This is a genomic window from Pseudomonas fluorescens, assembly GCF_003732425.1.
Taxonomy (GTDB): domain Bacteria; phylum Pseudomonadota; class Gammaproteobacteria; order Pseudomonadales; family Pseudomonadaceae; genus Aquipseudomonas; species Aquipseudomonas fluorescens_BE.
The window spans coordinates 430,948-447,379 of the sequence record NZ_MOBX01000013.1 but is presented as its reverse complement, the minus strand read 5'-3'; the positions used below and the strand labels follow the sequence as shown (position 1 = coordinate 447,379).

The following is a 16,432-nucleotide window of genomic DNA, read 5'->3' as shown; positions in this document are numbered from 1 at the left end:
GGCCGGGGAGTTCCTCTAACGCACGCCAGCCCATTCTTCTTTTTCGCGGCCGCCGCGGTGGCGGCCCTGAAGGTGCATCATGATTGAAGTCCTCGTGACATCCCGCAACAACGAAGCGCTGGATATTTGCAGCTACGAATTGACTTGCGCCCAAGGGCAAGCGTTGCCCGAGTTCACTGCCGGGGCGCATATCGACGTACATTTGTCCGGCGGTCTGATCCGTCAGTATTCACTGTGCAATCACCCGCAAGAGCGCCATCGCTATCAGATCGGCGTACTCAAGGACGCCAGGTCTCGCGGAGGTTCGCAGTGCATGCATGAGCAGATCAACAGCGGCGATCGCCTGTACATCAGCGAACCACGCAATCTCTTCCCGCTGGTGGGTGGGGCGCGGCGCAGCCTGTTATTCGCGGGAGGTATCGGCATCACGCCGATTCTCAGCATGGCCGAGCAACTGGCTCAGAGCGGTGCCGATTTTGACCTCCACTATTGTGCTCGCGACCGTGATCGCGCGGCGTTTGTCGAACGTTTGAAAGGGGCATCGTTCGCCGATCGCGTGCACCTGCATTTCGACGAAGAGGCCGATTCACGCCTGGATGCGTCCAGTGTTCTGTCCCATCCGAGGCCAGACGCGCACCTGTATGTCTGCGGCCCTTCAGGTTTCATGCAGCACGTGCTCGACAATGCCAAGGCCCAGGGCTGGGGCGAGAGCCAGTTGCACCGTGAATATTTCGCCGCAGCCCCGGTGGATGCCAGTGCCGATGGGGCGTTCCAGGTGAAGCTTGGCAGCAGCGGACAGGTGTTCGACATTCCTGCCGACAAGACAGTGATCCAAGTGCTGGAGAGTCACGGTGTCGAGATCGCCATGTCCTGTGAGCAGGGGATCTGTGGTACCTGCCTGACGCGGGTGCTGGAAGGGGTGCCCGATCACCGTGACCTGTTTCTCACCGAAGCCGAGCAAGCAGCCAATGATCAGTTCACGCCCTGCTGTTCGAGGGCCAGGTCGGCATTGCTGGTGCTGGATATCTGAGCGGGACCATTACTCGCCGCGAGCGATGATTTTCATCCGGTCGTTGTGACCGCCGTTGGCACCGAAGACCTCGGCGTAACGCAGGGTCGCATTGGCGTGCTCGCGCATGATGGCCTCGGCGCGAGCCCCCTGGCGACTGACCAGTGCGTCAAATACCGAGTGGTGTTGCATGTGCGCAAAGTTGAAGCGCCGATACTCGCGCACCATGTCTTCGCGATCGATGGCCAGCGCTGACACAGAGGCAAATGGGCGATGATCGTTGCGTGCAAGCGCTTCGGCGATAGCCGGGTTGGCGCTGCTTTCGACTATCACCTGATGAAATCGCATGTTGAGGTCATGGAAGGCCTCCAGGTCTTCTTCTGTCACATAGCCTTTATCGAACAATGCGTCGCCTTGCATCAGGCATTCGCGCAGCGCCGCCTGCGCCTGTTCGCTCAAGCCGCGTTCGGCACTCTGTCGCGCGGCCAGCCCCTCTAGCACCCCACGGACCTCGACGGCACCGGCAATATCGTCCGGACTCACCGAGCGCACCTGATAGCCACGCCTGCCGTGGCGTACCAGCAAACCTTCCTGTTCCAGCGTCACGAAGGCCATGCGCACCGGCATGCGCGAGACACCGAAACGCTCCGCCGTAGGGATCTCCATCAGTCGCTCGCCGGCTGCCAGTTCGCCTGAGGCAATCATTTTGCGCAGTGCGACCAGCACCATTTGACCGGGTTTACTCATGCAGGCGACATCCAGAGAGAGGGTGCGCCATGGTAACGCAAGGAGGGTGAAACTGCAGGGGCGGGCGTCAGGCCTCAGCGCACGGCACCGTTAACCGGGCAATTGGTTGGGTGTGCATAAAAAATGCCCGGCTAATTGCCGGGCATGCTCATTCCGGAACGCTCGCTAGCGGGGCTTAGTTTGCCGCTTCCGCTTGCGGCGCGGCTAACGCGCCATTACGGGCGATCACAGTCAGGATCGACAGCGCGGCGATTACTAACCCTGGAGAGGTTGCCAGCAACACGCCAGTGGTGCCGGCACCGGCGGCGAGGATCTGGCCAGCCGCCAAGGGGCCTGCCACCGAACCGAGCCGGCCAATGGCTACGGCCGCGCCGACACCCGTGGCGCGCACCGACGTCGGGTAGGAAGGCGGCGCCAATGCGTACAGCACGAGCTGGGCGGCCATTACGAACAGCCCGACGGCAAATCCAGCGATTGCCATCGGCACTATACCCACTGACAGACCGACCCCGGCCAACGCTGCCAACACCCCAGCGTACACAAACAACACCACTTTCAGGCCGTTGCAGCGGTCCAACAATACCCCGCCGAGCAGCGAACCACAGGCACCGCCTATGTTGAACAGCATCTGCACCATGCCTGCCTGGGGTTTGGTAAAACCCTGGCCCAGCAGCAGCGAGGGCAGCCAGTTGAGCAGCATATACATCACGGTCAGGGTGAAGAAATAGCTCAACCACAAGGCCAATGTGCAACGTGCGCGCCCTTCGCCGAACAGCGCCTGAGCGGTGGACGCGCGTGGGCGGGTGGTGACGTGTTGCTGGTGGAACGCGGTGGATTCGGGCAGCAGCAGGGCCATCAGCGGCGCCACCAGCAACGGGGTCAGGCCGCCGATGATAAAAGTGGTTTGCCAGTGTTCACTGGAGAACATCGCCACCACGGCCGCCAGCGCTCCACCCAAAGGCACACCACAATACATGACGCTGATTGCGGTGCCGCGATGGCGCTCGCTAACGGCCTCGGCACACAGGGCAATCAGGTTGGGCAGGGCGGCGCCCAGACCCAGGCCGGTCATGAAGCGCACCATTAGCAGGCTGGAATAACTCTCGACATAAGCGGTGTAGAGCGAGAAGACACCAAACAGCAACACGGCGCTGACGAGGATTTTCTTGCGGCCGATACGATCGGCCACCCAGCCGCCAAAAAATGCGCCTGGCAGCAGGCCAATGATCCCGGCGCTGAACACCCAACCCATCATTTTCGGGTCCAGGGCAAAACTCTGGCGCAATCCTGCGGCAGCGGTACCGGCAGCTTGCAGATCAAACCCCTCGATGAGTGCAACGATAAAGCACAGAGCGATTGTCAGCGTCGAGCGACGCGATGGACTGTCCATGGGTGAGCCTCATTGTTGTTTTTGTTATGCAGTCGAGCCGTCCGTGCAACGGGTGCGGCATGAGTGACTGCTGGGGATTAAGATAACAAAGATAACTAAAAAAAGAATAACGTCTCAAATACTGCAAAATCACTTGATAAAGCCTTACAAAACAGATTGTTATGCATAAATCAAAGATTCAATGAGGAAATAGATAATAATATTAATGTTCGATTATCGGACATTTGCGATTGACGACGCCCCTTCGCTGTTTCCATTCTCTGTTCGTGAAGCCGGCAATTCCCGCGGCTACGGCATCCAAAAAACAATAAGAAGTGGACATCGAACATGCCAAAACACCCAATGAACACCGGTTCAGTAACATCGCTCACCTGCGTATCCCGCGCCACTCCAGGGTGGATGGTGGCGTTGCTTGGCGTCAGCGTTCTGCCCTCTCAACTGAGGGCCGAAGGGTTTATCGAGGACAGTCACGCAAACCTGACCCTGCGCAATTACTACATGGACCGTGATTACAAGGACGGCGGCGCCAAGACGGCCGCGCGGGAATGGGCCCAGGGTTTCATCATGGGCGTGGAGTCGGGATTTACCGAAGGGACTGTAGGCTTCGGTCTGGACGTGCGAGGCCTGTTGGGGGTCAAGCTCGACTCCGCCCCTGATCGCAGCGGTACTGAACTGTTGCCGGTGTCAGCCAGCGACAAGCGCGCGGCGGATGACTATTCGCGGTTGACTCCGACGGCCAAGTTGCGGTTTGCCCAGACGACGATCAAGAGCGGTGATGTCTCGATCTTCCTGCCGTTTGCCTTTGCCAGCCCGTCGAGACTGCTGCCACAGACCTTTCGCGGCACCACCCTCAGTTCCAGAGATATCGATGGACTTACCCTGAACACCGGTTACATCGATCGCATCAACAAGCGCGATTCCACGGACTATCAAGCCATGGCCATCGCCTCGCCGAACCGGCGTTTCAACGGTGCTGCCACCACCTCGCACATGGCCTATCTTGGGGGCGATTACCAGGTCAACAAAGACCTGAGTCTGCGCGCCTACCATGCTGAGGTAGCCGACCTGTACCAACAGGATACTCTGGCATTACTGCATAACCTGCCGCTCGGCGAAGGGGTATTCACCAGCGACTTGCGAAGTTTTTTCAGCCGCGAGGATGGCAGCGCGAAGGCGGGTGAGGTCGACAACCGCAACCTCTCTGCATTGTTTGGCTACCGCTTCGGCGGGCATCGGGTGAGCCTCGGCTACATGCACTCCAGTGGCGACACGGCGACGCCGTACATCTCTGGCACCGAGTTGATGGGCATGAGCGAACTGACCATGAGTTCGGACTTTCTCAATGCCAAGGAACGCACCTGGCAGGCCCTCTACGACTATGACTTCGTTGCATCCGGCGTGCCGGGGCTGAAGGGGCGTCTGCGTTATGTGCGCGGTGACAATATCGAGTTGGCCGCCTTCAACGCCGATGACCGCAAGGAACGCGAGTTTCAGATGGAACTGAGTTATGTGATCCAGAGCGGCCCGCTGAAAAACGTCGGGCTGTTGGCGCGCAAGTCGATTTATCGCAATGACTTCCCGGCCGGCGCGTCATTCCGCGATGAAAACCAGACCCGTTTCCTGGTGCTCTATACCTTGCCGATCTGGTGATTTCGGGTCCTGCGGTGTTCCCCGCCGGCCGCCTCTTTGGGGCGCGCCGGCTGCGTGCGCTCAGTCCTGGTAAACCTTTCTCAGCAAGCGCAGCAGCTCTTCACGCTCTTCGCCAGTCAGCGATGAAGTGGAGTCGAAATCGCTTTGCGCGGCGATCTGCTTGAGCTCCTTGAGTAAGGTTTCGCCGGTCTTGCTCAGAAAGATTCCGTAGGAGCGTTTGTCCGGCTTACAGCGCACCCGCACCGCCAGCGCGCGGCTTTCCAGTTTATTGAGCAGCGGCACCACCTGCGGCGGCTCGATGGCCAGGGCGCGGGCGAGGTCGGCCTGCATCAGCCCAGGATTCTGGTCGATGATTGCCAGAGCCGAAAACTGCGCGGGGCGCAGGTCGTGGGCTGACAGGCGACCGATCAGGTTCTGGAACAGTTTGAGTTGGGCGCGCCGCATCGCGTAGCCGATCAGGTCATCCAGTGCCGAATCCAGCGGTGCCTGCATCTCGGCGGTGGCGGATGGGGACTCGCTCGGATCGGCGAGGGGAGAAGGCTTGGCCATTGCGGGTGAATCCTGAAGAGGTGGAGGTTAATAAGCGTATCTAGTTTGCCGGGGTTGGCGGCTGATAGCTATGCCCGTCGTTCATGGCGATAGGTTCACAGGATATTTTTCGCGGCATGAAAAATGGTTAATTAAGATAATAGTTAATTGACATAACTAAATTGGTCATTTAATTTCCAGTCATCTTCAAGCCAAGAACAAGAGAGCAACGCCATGAGTAACTACGAAGGTCGCTGGACAACCGTCAAGGTCGAGATCGAAGAAGGCATCGCCTGGGTCATTCTCAATCGCCCGGAAAAACGCAATGCCATGAGCCCGACACTCAACCGGGAAATGATCGATGTACTCGAAACCCTGGAACAGGATCCGGCGGCCGGCGTGCTGGTGCTGACCGGTGCTGGCGAAGCCTGGACTGCGGGCATGGACCTCAAGGAATACTTCCGCGAAGTGGACGCGGGCCCGGAGATCCTCCAGGAAAAAATCCGCCGCGAAGCCTCGCAATGGCAATGGAAACTGCTGCGCATGTACGCCAAGCCGACCATCGCCATGGTCAACGGCTGGTGCTTCGGTGGCGGTTTCAGCCCGCTGGTAGCCTGCGACCTGGCGATCTGCGCCGACGAAGCGACCTTCGGCCTGTCGGAAATCAACTGGGGCATCCCGCCGGGCAATCTGGTCAGCAAGGCCATGGCCGACACCGTGGGCCATCGCCAATCGCTGTACTACATCATGACCGGCAAGACCTTCGGTGGGCAGAAAGCCGCCGAGATGGGCCTGGTCAACGAAAGCGTCCCCCTGGCGCAACTGCGTGAAGTCACCGTGGATCTGGCGCGCAACCTGCTGGAGAAAAATCCGGTGGTGCTGCGTGCGGCCAAGCATGGTTTCAAGCGCTGCCGCGAGCTGACCTGGGAGCAGAACGAGGACTACTTGTACGCCAAGCTTGATCAGTCGCGGCTGCTCGATACCGAAGGTGGTCGCGAGCAAGGCATGAAGCAATTCCTCGACGACAAGAGCATCAAGCCCGGTCTGCAGGCTTACAAGCGCTGAGACGAGTCGCCGGGTGCAGATCCGCCCCGGCGCTCTGTAGCGCTCGACTGTATTCCCGATAAAGATAATAAAGAGGAATTACTATGCTGGACGTGCCCCTGCTGATTGGCGGCCAGTCGCTGCCTGCCCGCGACGGTCGAACCTTCGAACGCCGCAACCCGGTGACCGGTGAAGTGGTATCGCGGGCTGCCGCCGCCACTCTGGAAGATGCCGATGCCGCGGTGGCTGCGGCTCAGGCAGCGTTTCCTGCCTGGGCCGCCCTGGCGCCCAATGAACGCCGCACCCGTTTACTCAAAGCGGCCGAGCAGTTGCAGGCGCGCAGTGAGGAATTCATCGCGGCGGCCGATGAAACCGGGGCCATGGCCAACTGGTACGGCTTCAACGTGAAGCTGGCGGCCAACATGCTGCGAGAAGCGGCGTCGATGACCACTCAGATTAATGGCGAAGTCATCCCCTCGGATGTGCCAGGCAGTTTTGCCATGGCCCTGCGTCAGCCCTGCGGTGTGGTGCTGGGCATTGCTCCGTGGAATGCCCCGGTGATTCTCGCCACCCGTGCCATCGCCATGCCGCTGGCGTGCGGCAATACCGTGGTGCTCAAAGCGTCCGAGCTGAGCCCGGCGGTGCACCGGCTGATCGGCCAGGTTTTGCAGGATGCAGGTTTGGGCGATGGCGTGGTCAACGTCATTAGCAATGCTCCGGCGGATGCTGCGGCAATTGTCGAGCGGCTGATCGCCAACCCGGCGGTGCGCCGGGTCAACTTCACCGGTTCGACTCACGTCGGGCGCATTGTCGGCGAGCTCTCTGCACGCCATCTCAAACCGGCATTGCTGGAGTTGGGTGGCAAGGCCCCGTTATTGGTGCTCGATGATGCCGACCTGGATGCAGCGGTAGAAGCGGCAGCTTTCGGTGCGTACTTCAATCAGGGCCAGATCTGCATGTCTACTGAACGCCTGATCGTCGATGCCAAGGTCGCCGATGCCTTTGTCGCCAAACTGGCGGCCAAGGTCTCGACTCTGCGCGCCGGTGATCCTGCACTGCCGGACTCGGTGCTTGGATCTCTGGTGGATGCCAGTGCCGGAACGCGCATCAAGGGGCTGATCGACGATGCCCTCGACAAAGGGGGGCGGCGAGTGGCGGGCGGGCAACTGGACGGCAGCATTTTGCAGCCGACCCTGCTCGATGGCGTCAACGAGACCATGCGTCTGTACCGTGAGGAATCCTTCGGCCCGGTGGCGGTGGTGTTGCGTGGGGAGGGCGATGAAGCATTGCTGCGTCTGGCCAACGACTCCGAGTTCGGTTTGTCGGCAGCGATCTTCAGTCGTGATACCGGGCGTGCATTGGCGCTGGCCCAGCGGGTCGAGTCGGGCATTTGCCATATCAATGGCCCGACCGTGCACGATGAGGCGCAAATGCCCTTCGGCGGCGTCAAGTCCAGCGGCTATGGCAGCTTTGGCGGCAAGGCGTCCATCGAGCATTTCACTCAGCTACGCTGGGTCACCTTGCAGCATGGGACTCGGCATTACCCGATCTGAACAGCACCCATAACAATAAAAAAGGCTGCAGCCACCACGGCGCCCATTCTTATGGCTCGGTGGTAGCGTGCCTTGATGGAGAACAAGCTCGTGAGTTCCGAATTCAGATCGCAACCCCACACCGCAGCCAGTGCGCCGCGCTACCGTCACGTGTCCATCGCTCGCGCAGCGGTCGAGGTGACTGAGCAACAGGGCGCGTTGCACATGCGTTCCCTGGAGCCATTGGCCGACTATCCGCCGCGGCTGCTTGAGCGTCTGGTGCATTGGGCCCGGGTGCGTCCCGAGCAGACTTTTATCGCCGCCCGCCAGGCCGACGGCGAGTGGCGCCGGATCAGTTACGCCCAGATGCTCGACAGTGTGCGTGCCATCGCTCAAAGCCTGTTGAGCTACGGCCTGTCGGCGGACAAACCGCTGGTGCTGCTTTCGGGTAATGACATCGAGCATTTGCAGCTCGCGTTCGGAGCCCTGTACGCGGGCATTCCCTACTGCCCGGTGTCGCCGGCCTATTCGCTGTTGTCGCAGGATTTTGCCAAGTTGCGTCATGTTTGCGACCTGCTGAAACCCGGTCTGGTGTTTGTCAGTGATGCCGCGGCGTACCAGCGTGCCATCGAGACCGTACTGCCCGCTGAAACGCCTGTTATTACCGTTCGGGGCGAAATCGCCGGACGTCGGCAGGTCAGCTTTTCAAGCCTGACTGAGCAGCCGGGCGGGGCAGACGCTGAGGCTGCATTTGCCAACACCGGACCGGATAGTATCGCCAAGTTCCTGTTCACCTCCGGCTCGACCAAACTGCCAAAAGCGGTGATCACCACCCAGCGCATGCTGTGCGCTAACCAACAGATGCTGTTGCAAACGTTTCCGGTGTTTGGCGAAGAACCGCCGGTACTGGTGGATTGGCTGCCGTGGAACCACACCTTCGGCGGCAGTCATAACGTCGGCATCGTGCTTTATAACGGTGGCAGCTTTTACCTGGACGACGGTAAGCCGACGGCGCAGGGATTCGCGCAGACCCTGCGTAACCTCAAGGAAGTGTCGCCCACCGCCTATCTGACCGTTCCCAAGGGATGGGAAGAGTTAGCCTCGGCACTAGAGCAGGACGCGGAGCTGCGGGAGATCTTTTTCAAGCGCATCAGCCTGTTTTTTTTCGCCGCTGCCGGGCTGTCGCAAAGTGTCTGGGACCGCCTCGACCGCGTCGCCGAACAGCACTGCGGTGAGCGTATCCGCATGATGGCCGGGCTCGGTATGACCGAGGCTTCGCCGTCTTGCACCTTCACCACCGGCCCGTTGTCCATGGCCGGTTACGTCGGCCTGCCAGCGCCGGGTTGTGAAGTGCGTCTGATGCCGGTGGACGGCAAACTGGAAGGGCGCTTTCGTGGGCCGCACATCATGCCCGGCTATTGGCGATCGCCGCAGCAGACCCTTGAGGCGTTCGACTCGCAGGGTTTCTACTGTTCCGGTGATGCGCTCAAGCTCGCCGACCCGCGTGATCCGCAATTGGGGCTGATGTTCGACGGGCGCATCGCCGAAGATTTCAAGTTGTCGTCCGGGGTATTCGTCAGCGTCGGGCCTTTGCGCAGCCGCGCGGTGCTTGAAGGCTCGCCCTATGTCCAGGACTTGGTGGTGACCGCGCCGGATCGTGAATGCCTGGGCGCGCTGGTCTTTGCTCGGTTGTTGGAATGTCGACGGCTGTCAGGGTTGCCTGCCAGTGCAAGCGACACCGAGGTGTTGGCCAGCGCCCCGGTGCGCGAGTGGTTCGCTGGCTGGTTGCAGCGACTCAATCGCGAGGCCACGGGCAGCGCCAGTCGCCTGGAGTGGATTGTCTTGCTCGACGAGCCGGCGTCCATCGACCGGGGAGAAATCACCGATAAGGGCTCGATCAATCAGCGAGCAGTACTGCAGTGGCGTGCGGAGCAGGTCGAGGCGCTGTATCGCGGGCTCGATCCGGCCATCTTGCGCGCCGGAGCGAATTCGTGAAAGCAGGAGGGCAGTACTCGGCGTTTGCCGATGCAGCGATTTTCGATGCGGTGCGCACGCCCTGGGTGGACGTCGGTGGGGCATTGGCCGAGGTTTCGCCGATCGACCTGGGCATCAAGGTCGGGCGTGAAGTACTGGCTCGCTCGGGAGTCGATCCGCGGGTGGTCGACAGCGTGCTGGCAGGCTCCATGGCGCAGGCCAGCTTCGATACCTACATGCTGCCACGGCACATCGGCCTCTACAGCGGCGTGGCGCAATCGGTTCCGGCACTGGGGGTACAGCGCATCTGCGCCACGGGTTTCGAGCTGCTGCGCCAGGCCGCCGGGCAACTGGGTGACGGTGTGCAATTGGCATTGTGTGTGGCCGCCGAATCGATGTCGCGCAATCCGATTGCGGCCTACACCCATCGAGGTGGCTTCCGCCTTGGCGCAGAAGTGCAATTCAAGGACTTTCTCTGGGAAGCCTTGTACGACCCGGCTCCCGGGGTCGACATGATCACCACCGCCGACAACCTGGCACGGCGTTACGGTCTGAGTCGCGAAACGGTAGACGCCTACGCCTGTGCCAGTCATCAGCGGGCGTTTGCGGCGCAGCGGACCGGGTGGTTGGCAGCCGAGATCGTTGCCGTGGAGCATCAGACGTTTGAACTGCAAGGCTATCAGCCCCGCAGCATCCGCCTGCCCCGCGGTGTCGACACGGTGAGTGAAGACAGCCACCCACGGCCCGGAGAAATCGCGGCTTTGGCCCGGCTGCGCACCGTGCACGAAGGTGGAGTGCAAACTGCCGGCAATAGTTGTGCGGTGGTCGATGGCGCGGCAGCGGCCCTGGTCGGGCGCGCGTCGGCCTGTCGGGATACACCGTTGGCCCTGTTGCGGGCCAGCGCGGTGGTCGGGGTGGCGCCGGAGTTCATGGGCATCGGTCCGGCACCGGCGATCAGGCTGCTGTTGCAGCGCAGCGGCTTGAGCCTGGATCAGATCGACCGCTTTGAAATCAACGAAGCCCAGTCCGCCCAGGTCCTCGCGGTGGCACAGGAGCTGGAACTGGAACATTCGCGCCTGAACGTCCAGGGCGGTTCGCTGGCACTCGGACATCCCTTGGCCGCCGGTGGCTTGCGTCTGGTGTTGACCCTGGCACGACAGCTGCGTGAGCACAATCTGCGTTACGGGGTTGCCGCGGCCTGTGTTGGCGGGGGGCAGGGCATGGCGCTATTGATCGAGAATTCGGCCTGGCATGCCTGAGATTTCGGAGACTGACGGGCAAGCTGTGTTTCCGCTAATGACCTCTCCTGGCCGTCAGCGGCCGCTCTGAGGGACGCGATCTGGCACAACGCGCCGGAAAAGTTTATGAACTGTTACCTCGCGTATGGCGGCCAGCTTACCCGGAAGCCAAAGTTGACCCCTTAACTCATTAATTGTCCGGATCGACCGTAATATGTTTCCCGTTTCAGGCTGATTATCAGAAATCCTCGTCAGGCTACTCTGTGCCCAGAAGATTCACAGACGTTCTAAGAGGAGACTCTGATGTCCACATTGTTTACCCCAGGTTCCGTTGGCAAATTGCACACCCCTAACCGTGTGGTCATGGCGCCAATGACTCGTTCGCGCAGTACGCAACCTGGCGATGTCCCTAACGCCATGAACGCCGAGTACTACGCACAGCGTGCATCGGCTGCGTTTATCGTTACCGAAGCCACGCAGATCTCCCCGCAGGGCAAGGGCTATTCCTTCACCCCTGGCATTTACAGCGACGAACAGGTCGCTGGCTGGCGTTTGGTGACCGATGCGGTACATGCTGCTGGTGGTCGTATCTTTCTGCAACTGTGGCACGTGGGGCGGATGTCACATCCGGACTTCCACCATGGGGAGTTACCCGTTGCGCCGTCCGCAATCCCGTTTGACGGCAGCATTTGGAAAGTAGATCCATCAACGGGTGTGGGGAGCATGGTCGAATGCCCGACGCCGCGAGCCCTGAGCCGTGACGAAATACACGACGTCATCAACGACTTCCGCAAAGCTGCGCGTAACGCCATGGCAGCAGGTTTCGATGGTGTGGAGGTGCATGGCGCCAACGGTTACCTGATTGACCAATTCATGCGCACCACCTCAAACGTGCGCACGGATGAATACGGCGGCTCGCGGGAAAACCGCCTGCGTTTTCTCAAAGAGGTCATGGATGCCGTGATCGATGAAGTGGGTGCAGACCGCACTGCGATTCGCGTTGCTCCATTTCTGACCGCGCGCGGCATGGCTTGCCCGGACATTCTGCCGACAATTCTGGAAGCGGCTACTTATTTGCAGGCGCAAGGCATTGCGTACCTGCATCTGGTTGAGGCGGACTGGGATGATGCCCCCAAGTTTCCCGAGGAGTTTCGCCAAGCTGTGCGTGAGCGCTTTCGCAACGCCATTGTGGTTGCCGGCAAATATGACCTGGAATTGGCAGACTGGGTGCTGAGTAAAGGCTATGCCGACTTTGTCGCTTTCGGTCGAAAATTCGTTGCCAACCCGGATCTGCCCCTGAGGCTGGAGAAGGGCTACCCATTAGCCGGGCTGGAAGGTGCTGAGTTGTTTGGTGGTACCGCGCGCGGTTACTCCGATTTTCCTGCCTGGTCTAAGCAGGGCTGAAGGATCACGCTCGGCGACTCAGGATAAATCTCCTTGAAGCGGCTCAAGTCGGCAGCTTCGAGGAGATTTCGTCCATCAGCAGTTTGACGCGTCGCGGCAGCGCATGGCCGGAAGGGTAAACAATTTGCAAGTCCACACCTTGTAAAGAGTAGGTCTCCAGCACCTCTATCAGGCGACCCGCTTCCAAGTCCTCGCGCACATCGATATACGATTTGATGCAAATACCATGACCTGCCAGACACCACCGGCGCACTTGGTCGCCGTCATTGGCGATACGTCTACCCGAAACCAGAACCTTGAATGAGCGACCGTCAGCGCGGAACTGCCATTCACGATGGATGTTGGCGCCGAAGCGCATCAAGATGCACTGCTGTTGGCCCAGCTCAGATGGATGTTTCGGCGTTCCATGAGCACTCAGATAGGCCGGTGATGCACACACAACACGCCGCCCCTCGCTGAGTTTTCGAACACGCAGCGTGCTGTCGGACAGCGCACCATAGCGAATGGCAAAGTCGATGCCTTGTCCAGCAAGATCCAGAAAACCGTCAGTCAAATTCAGATCCAGGCTGACGTTAGGGTTATCTTCGAGAAATTGATCCAGGATCGGCACGATACGGTTTCGCCCTAAGTCAACCGGTGCGCTCAGCCTTATGGGGCCGGAAATACGCTCTGTACCCAGTTTGATATTGCTCTCGATGTCTTTAGCGTCTGCAAGCATACGACGCGCGCCATCCACCAACATCCGCCCCTCATCAGTCAGGCTGATCGAGCGGGTAGTGCGGGTCAGCAATGTCGCCCCGTAATGCCTCTCCAGCGCCCCAAGCCGCTCCGAGACAGAGGTCGGCGATAGTCCTGCCTCTCGGCCTGCCGCCGACAAGCCACCTTTCTCGACTATCAACAAAAACAGTGCCAGATTTTCGAGAAGCATTATCCGGATTTCCCTGAGTATGGTTGCGCTTTTATCCGGATTCTACGCCAGGTAAATCATCGCTATCGTTCCTTCATTCACCTAATCAGGAGCCTGTATGGTATCGATCACGTATCTCTGCGTACCCAAGACCGCAGAGTGACTCGCGATTTCATGATGCGAGTGTTTGATCTGGAGGAGGGCCGTCATCCCACCGAAATCAGCGGCATCGCCGGCCATTGGTTGTACAGCGGTGACCTGCCTCTTGGCGGTTTCCGGATGGGAGACTACGACAAACAAGTTTGGCGGCGATTGTCTTGGTAAATGATAGGGTGATCACGCCACGAACGCCGATTGGCACCTACGCCGGACAGTTTTTCACAGATGAACGCTCACCATCGGTTACAAACTGTGGCTAAAATGCCACCTTTCACCGAGCGTCCGGTTACGGCGCGGGCCAGGGACGTGCCATTTGTATTCAGACCACTGCATAAGACGCTGAGCCTCAGGCCGCCAGGCGCGCAGTTTGTTCACTTCTGACGTGTGACAATTTCCGTGAAACTCATCATTGCTGCTATTTATGTCATTTCCATTGCATACGTTCATCTGCGTGGGCGTGTGCGCCATAAGCTCGGTCGACAACTGAGTGACCATTCGACGTTTCTCGCGCCGATCAACTGCTTTCTTTATCTGTTCTCGAAAAAGCCGAACAAGCCCTATCTGGACCCGAGCGAGTTTCCGGACTTGAGCCCGTTGCAGGCGCACTGGGAGGAAATCCGTGAAGAAGGGCAGAATCTGCTGCGTGCCGGCGAGATCAAGCGCTCTAACCAGTACGATGACGTGGGTTTCAACTCGTTCTTCAAAAGCGGCTGGAAGCGGTTCTATCTGAAGTGGTACGGCGAAAGCCATCCGTCGGCGATGAAGCTGTGCCCGCGCACCACCGAACTGGTGCAGAGCATAGGCTCGATCAAAGCCGCGATGTTTGCCGAGCTGCCACCGGGTTCGAAACTGGTGCGTCATCGTGACCCGTACGCAGGCTCCTATCGCTATCACCTGGGCCTGGATACGCCGAACGATGCCGGCTGCTACATCAATGTCGACGGTGAGAACTACCACTGGCGTGACGGCGAAGCGGTGATGTTCGACGAGACGTTTATCCATTACGCCGAAAACACCACTGACAAGAACCGCATCATCCTGTTCTGCGACATTGAACGGCCGATGAAATACCGCTGGGCCGCCGCGTTCAACGCCTGGTTCAGTCGGACGGTGATGTCGGCTGCCGGCGCACCGAATGATGCCGGCGACCGTACTGGTGGCATTAACCGTCTGTTCACCCGAATCTACAAGATTCGCCTGCGCGGTAAAGAGCTGAAAAAGCGCAATCGCAAGCGCTATTACATGGAAAAGTGGGCGATCTTCGGTGGTCTGTTGGCGGTGTTCATTCTGATCTGAATTTTTGCATTGCTTTGGCTGGCCCCTTCGCGAGCAGGCTCGCTCCCACCTTAGTCTCGAGTGAAAGCAATTTTTGCATTCGACTCAGAACCCTGTGGGAGCTAGCCTGCTAGCGAAGACTCTCTCAAATACAACCTGTCAGTTGCCTGACGATCCCTGGATTATCATTCACCGGAGGCCTTCTTTGTCCTCTTGGCTGGCGCAGCCTTGCTGGCGGCCTTCGCCTTCGGCTTCGCCGCCGCTTTCCCGCCCAGACTGCGTTTAAGCAGTTCGGTCAGGTCTATAACATCGGCCGTCTTGCGCTCTTCCTCGCCGCCGACCGTCTCGACATCTTCGATCTTGCCTTCATGGGCTTTCTTCTCGACCAGCGCCATGATCTTGTCTTCAAACTCGTCTTTATAGTCCTCGGGCTTCCAGTCCGCGCTCATGTCTTGTACCAGCCGTTTGGCCATGTCCAGTTCCCCCTTGGCCAGTTGCGGCTTGGTCACTTCAGGACCCAGTTCTAACTCATCAAGGCCACGCACTTCCTGCGGCCAACGCAATTTCACCAGCACCAGTGCATCCTCCAGCGGCATTAACGCAGCGAGGTATTGGCGCGTATGCAGAACGACGCGGGCGAGGGCGACCTTGTTGGTTTTGCTCAGGGTTTCGCGCAGCAACGCGTAAACCTTGCCGCCGCGCTTGTCCGGCGCGAGGTAGTAAGGTGTGTCGATGTTTTGCAGGGGAATCTGATCGGCATCGACGAAGGAAAAGATGTCGATGGTCTGCGTTGAAACAGGGTGCGCCGAGCGGATTTCCTCTTCGCTGAGCACCACATAGCGGCCCTTTTCATAGGCCACGCCTTTGACGATGTGCTCCTTGGTGACTTCCTTGCCGGTGACCTTGTTGACCCGTTTATAACCGACGGGATCCATGCTGCGGCTGTCGAGCCAATCGAAATCCACGCCCTGCGACGAGGTCGCCGAGACCAGTGCGACAGGGATGTGCACCAGTCCGAAACTGATTGCGCCTTTCCAGATTGCCCGAGCCATGGTGAGTTCTCCGAGTGATGATCGGATGACCTGTGGTCACGACCGAAAGTTTCCCCGGAATGCGCGGGTTGCCAGGCACTTGGTCAAGCCGTGTTACATGTTGTTTAAGCCTGACGGGTTAACAAATCCGAACCCTCGGCGTAGCGTGGACTCGAAGGCTCTATTCCCCGCCCATCGTGAGGCAGCGTCATGAACCGAATACTGCTTGGCATCTTCGTCCTGACCCTCAGTGGCGGTCTGGTTCATGCCGACGTCCTGTTGGCGCAGAGCCCCACCGGCAACAGCAATAACCCCTACAACAGTCCGATTCGCCGGGCCAATCCCAATAGCATGCAGGGCACCCAGCCCAGCGCTCCACCCATTCGGGGGCCGAACACCGTGCCGACGCCGCGTCAGCCTACGGTCGAGAACCGCGGCATTGGCAACGGCCAGCCGATCCGTTCCGTGCCGAGCACACCCCCCACGTTCATTCCCAACCCACCTTCGCGCAGCGGAGACAGCAATCGTTGACCGGCAGGACTGC

Annotated in this window: 14 protein-coding genes; 9 read left to right on the top strand and 5 right to left on the bottom strand. The window is 59.6% G+C overall.

From position 1 onward, the window contains the following. Window positions 1-79: 79 nt before the first annotated feature. On the top strand, window positions 80-1,030 hold the full coding sequence (locus tag BK670_RS12410; protein WP_123450008.1) for a PDR/VanB family oxidoreductase: 951 nt from the start codon (window positions 80-82) through the stop codon (window positions 1,028-1,030). A 9-nt stretch (window positions 1,031-1,039) separates the two neighbouring features. Here the strand turns inward: BK670_RS12410 and BK670_RS12405 are convergent, their stop codons facing one another. Further along, window positions 1,040-1,756, bottom strand: coding sequence for a GntR family transcriptional regulator (locus BK670_RS12405; RefSeq protein WP_123450007.1), 717 nt, complete (start codon window positions 1,754-1,756; stop codon window positions 1,040-1,042). Window positions 1,757-1,931: 175 nt separating this feature from the next. Beyond that, window positions 1,932-3,146, bottom strand: coding sequence for a 3-(3-hydroxy-phenyl)propionate transporter MhpT (gene mhpT, locus BK670_RS12400; RefSeq protein WP_123450006.1), 1,215 nt, complete (start codon window positions 3,144-3,146; stop codon window positions 1,932-1,934). A 342-nt stretch (window positions 3,147-3,488) separates the two neighbouring features. Here mhpT and BK670_RS12395 point away from each other — a divergent pair, with 342 nt between their 5' ends. Beyond that, window positions 3,489-4,796, top strand: coding sequence for an OprD family porin (locus tag BK670_RS12395; RefSeq protein ID WP_404942480.1), 1,308 nt, complete (start codon window positions 3,489-3,491; stop codon window positions 4,794-4,796). Window positions 4,797-4,856: 60 nt separating this feature from the next. Here BK670_RS12395 and BK670_RS12390 read toward each other — a convergent pair whose 3' ends face one another. Further along, complete coding sequence (locus BK670_RS12390; protein ID WP_123450004.1) at window positions 4,857-5,345, bottom strand: MarR family winged helix-turn-helix transcriptional regulator; 489 nt, start codon at window positions 5,343-5,345, stop codon at window positions 4,857-4,859. 213 nt (window positions 5,346-5,558) lie between these two features. On the opposite strand from BK670_RS12390, the gene BK670_RS12385 reads away from it, so the two are divergent. The 5 genes from BK670_RS12385 (at window position 5,559) to BK670_RS12365 (ending at window position 12,516) form a co-directional block, all read left to right on the top strand. Beyond that, window positions 5,559-6,389, top strand: coding sequence for a p-hydroxycinnamoyl CoA hydratase/lyase (locus tag BK670_RS12385; protein ID WP_123450003.1), 831 nt, complete (start codon window positions 5,559-5,561; stop codon window positions 6,387-6,389). Between the two features lie 83 nt (window positions 6,390-6,472). Continuing rightward, complete coding sequence (locus BK670_RS12380) at window positions 6,473-7,921, top strand: aldehyde dehydrogenase (RefSeq protein WP_123450002.1); 1,449 nt, start codon at window positions 6,473-6,475, stop codon at window positions 7,919-7,921. A gap of 90 nt (window positions 7,922-8,011) precedes the next feature. Beyond that, complete coding sequence (locus tag BK670_RS12375; protein WP_123451365.1) at window positions 8,012-9,895, top strand: feruloyl-CoA synthase; 1,884 nt, start codon at window positions 8,012-8,014, stop codon at window positions 9,893-9,895. Further along, window positions 9,892-11,133 (top strand): thiolase family protein, encoded by a 1,242-nt coding sequence (locus tag BK670_RS12370; RefSeq protein WP_123450001.1) that lies wholly within the window; start codon window positions 9,892-9,894, stop codon window positions 11,131-11,133. Before BK670_RS12375 ends, BK670_RS12370 begins: the two co-directional genes overlap by 4 nt. 282 nt (window positions 11,134-11,415) lie before the next feature. Next, window positions 11,416-12,516 carry an alkene reductase gene (locus tag BK670_RS12365; protein WP_123450000.1) on the top strand — a complete coding sequence of 367 codons (1,101 nt, stop codon included), beginning with the start codon at window positions 11,416-11,418 and terminating at the stop codon, window positions 12,514-12,516. 43 nt (window positions 12,517-12,559) lie between these two features. Here BK670_RS12365 and BK670_RS12360 read toward each other — a convergent pair whose 3' ends face one another. Then, window positions 12,560-13,444, bottom strand: a complete 885-nt coding sequence (locus BK670_RS12360; RefSeq protein ID WP_123449999.1) for a LysR family transcriptional regulator — start codon at window positions 13,442-13,444, stop codon at window positions 12,560-12,562. A 534-nt stretch (window positions 13,445-13,978) separates the two neighbouring features. On the opposite strand from BK670_RS12360, the gene lpxO reads away from it, so the two are divergent. Next, on the top strand, window positions 13,979-14,878 hold the full coding sequence (lpxO, locus tag BK670_RS12355) for a lipid A hydroxylase LpxO (RefSeq protein ID WP_123449998.1): 900 nt from the start codon (window positions 13,979-13,981) through the stop codon (window positions 14,876-14,878). Between the two features lie 164 nt (window positions 14,879-15,042). On the opposite strand, the gene ku is transcribed toward lpxO, so the two are convergent. Continuing rightward, a complete protein-coding gene (ku, locus tag BK670_RS12350; protein ID WP_123449997.1) occupies window positions 15,043-15,909 on the bottom strand; it encodes a non-homologous end joining protein Ku in 867 nt (288 codons plus the stop codon). 189 nt (window positions 15,910-16,098) lie between these two features. Here ku and BK670_RS12345 point away from each other — a divergent pair, with 189 nt between their 5' ends. Next, window positions 16,099-16,419, top strand: coding sequence for a hypothetical protein (locus BK670_RS12345; protein ID WP_123449996.1), 321 nt, complete (start codon window positions 16,099-16,101; stop codon window positions 16,417-16,419). Window positions 16,420-16,432 lie beyond the last annotated feature (13 nt).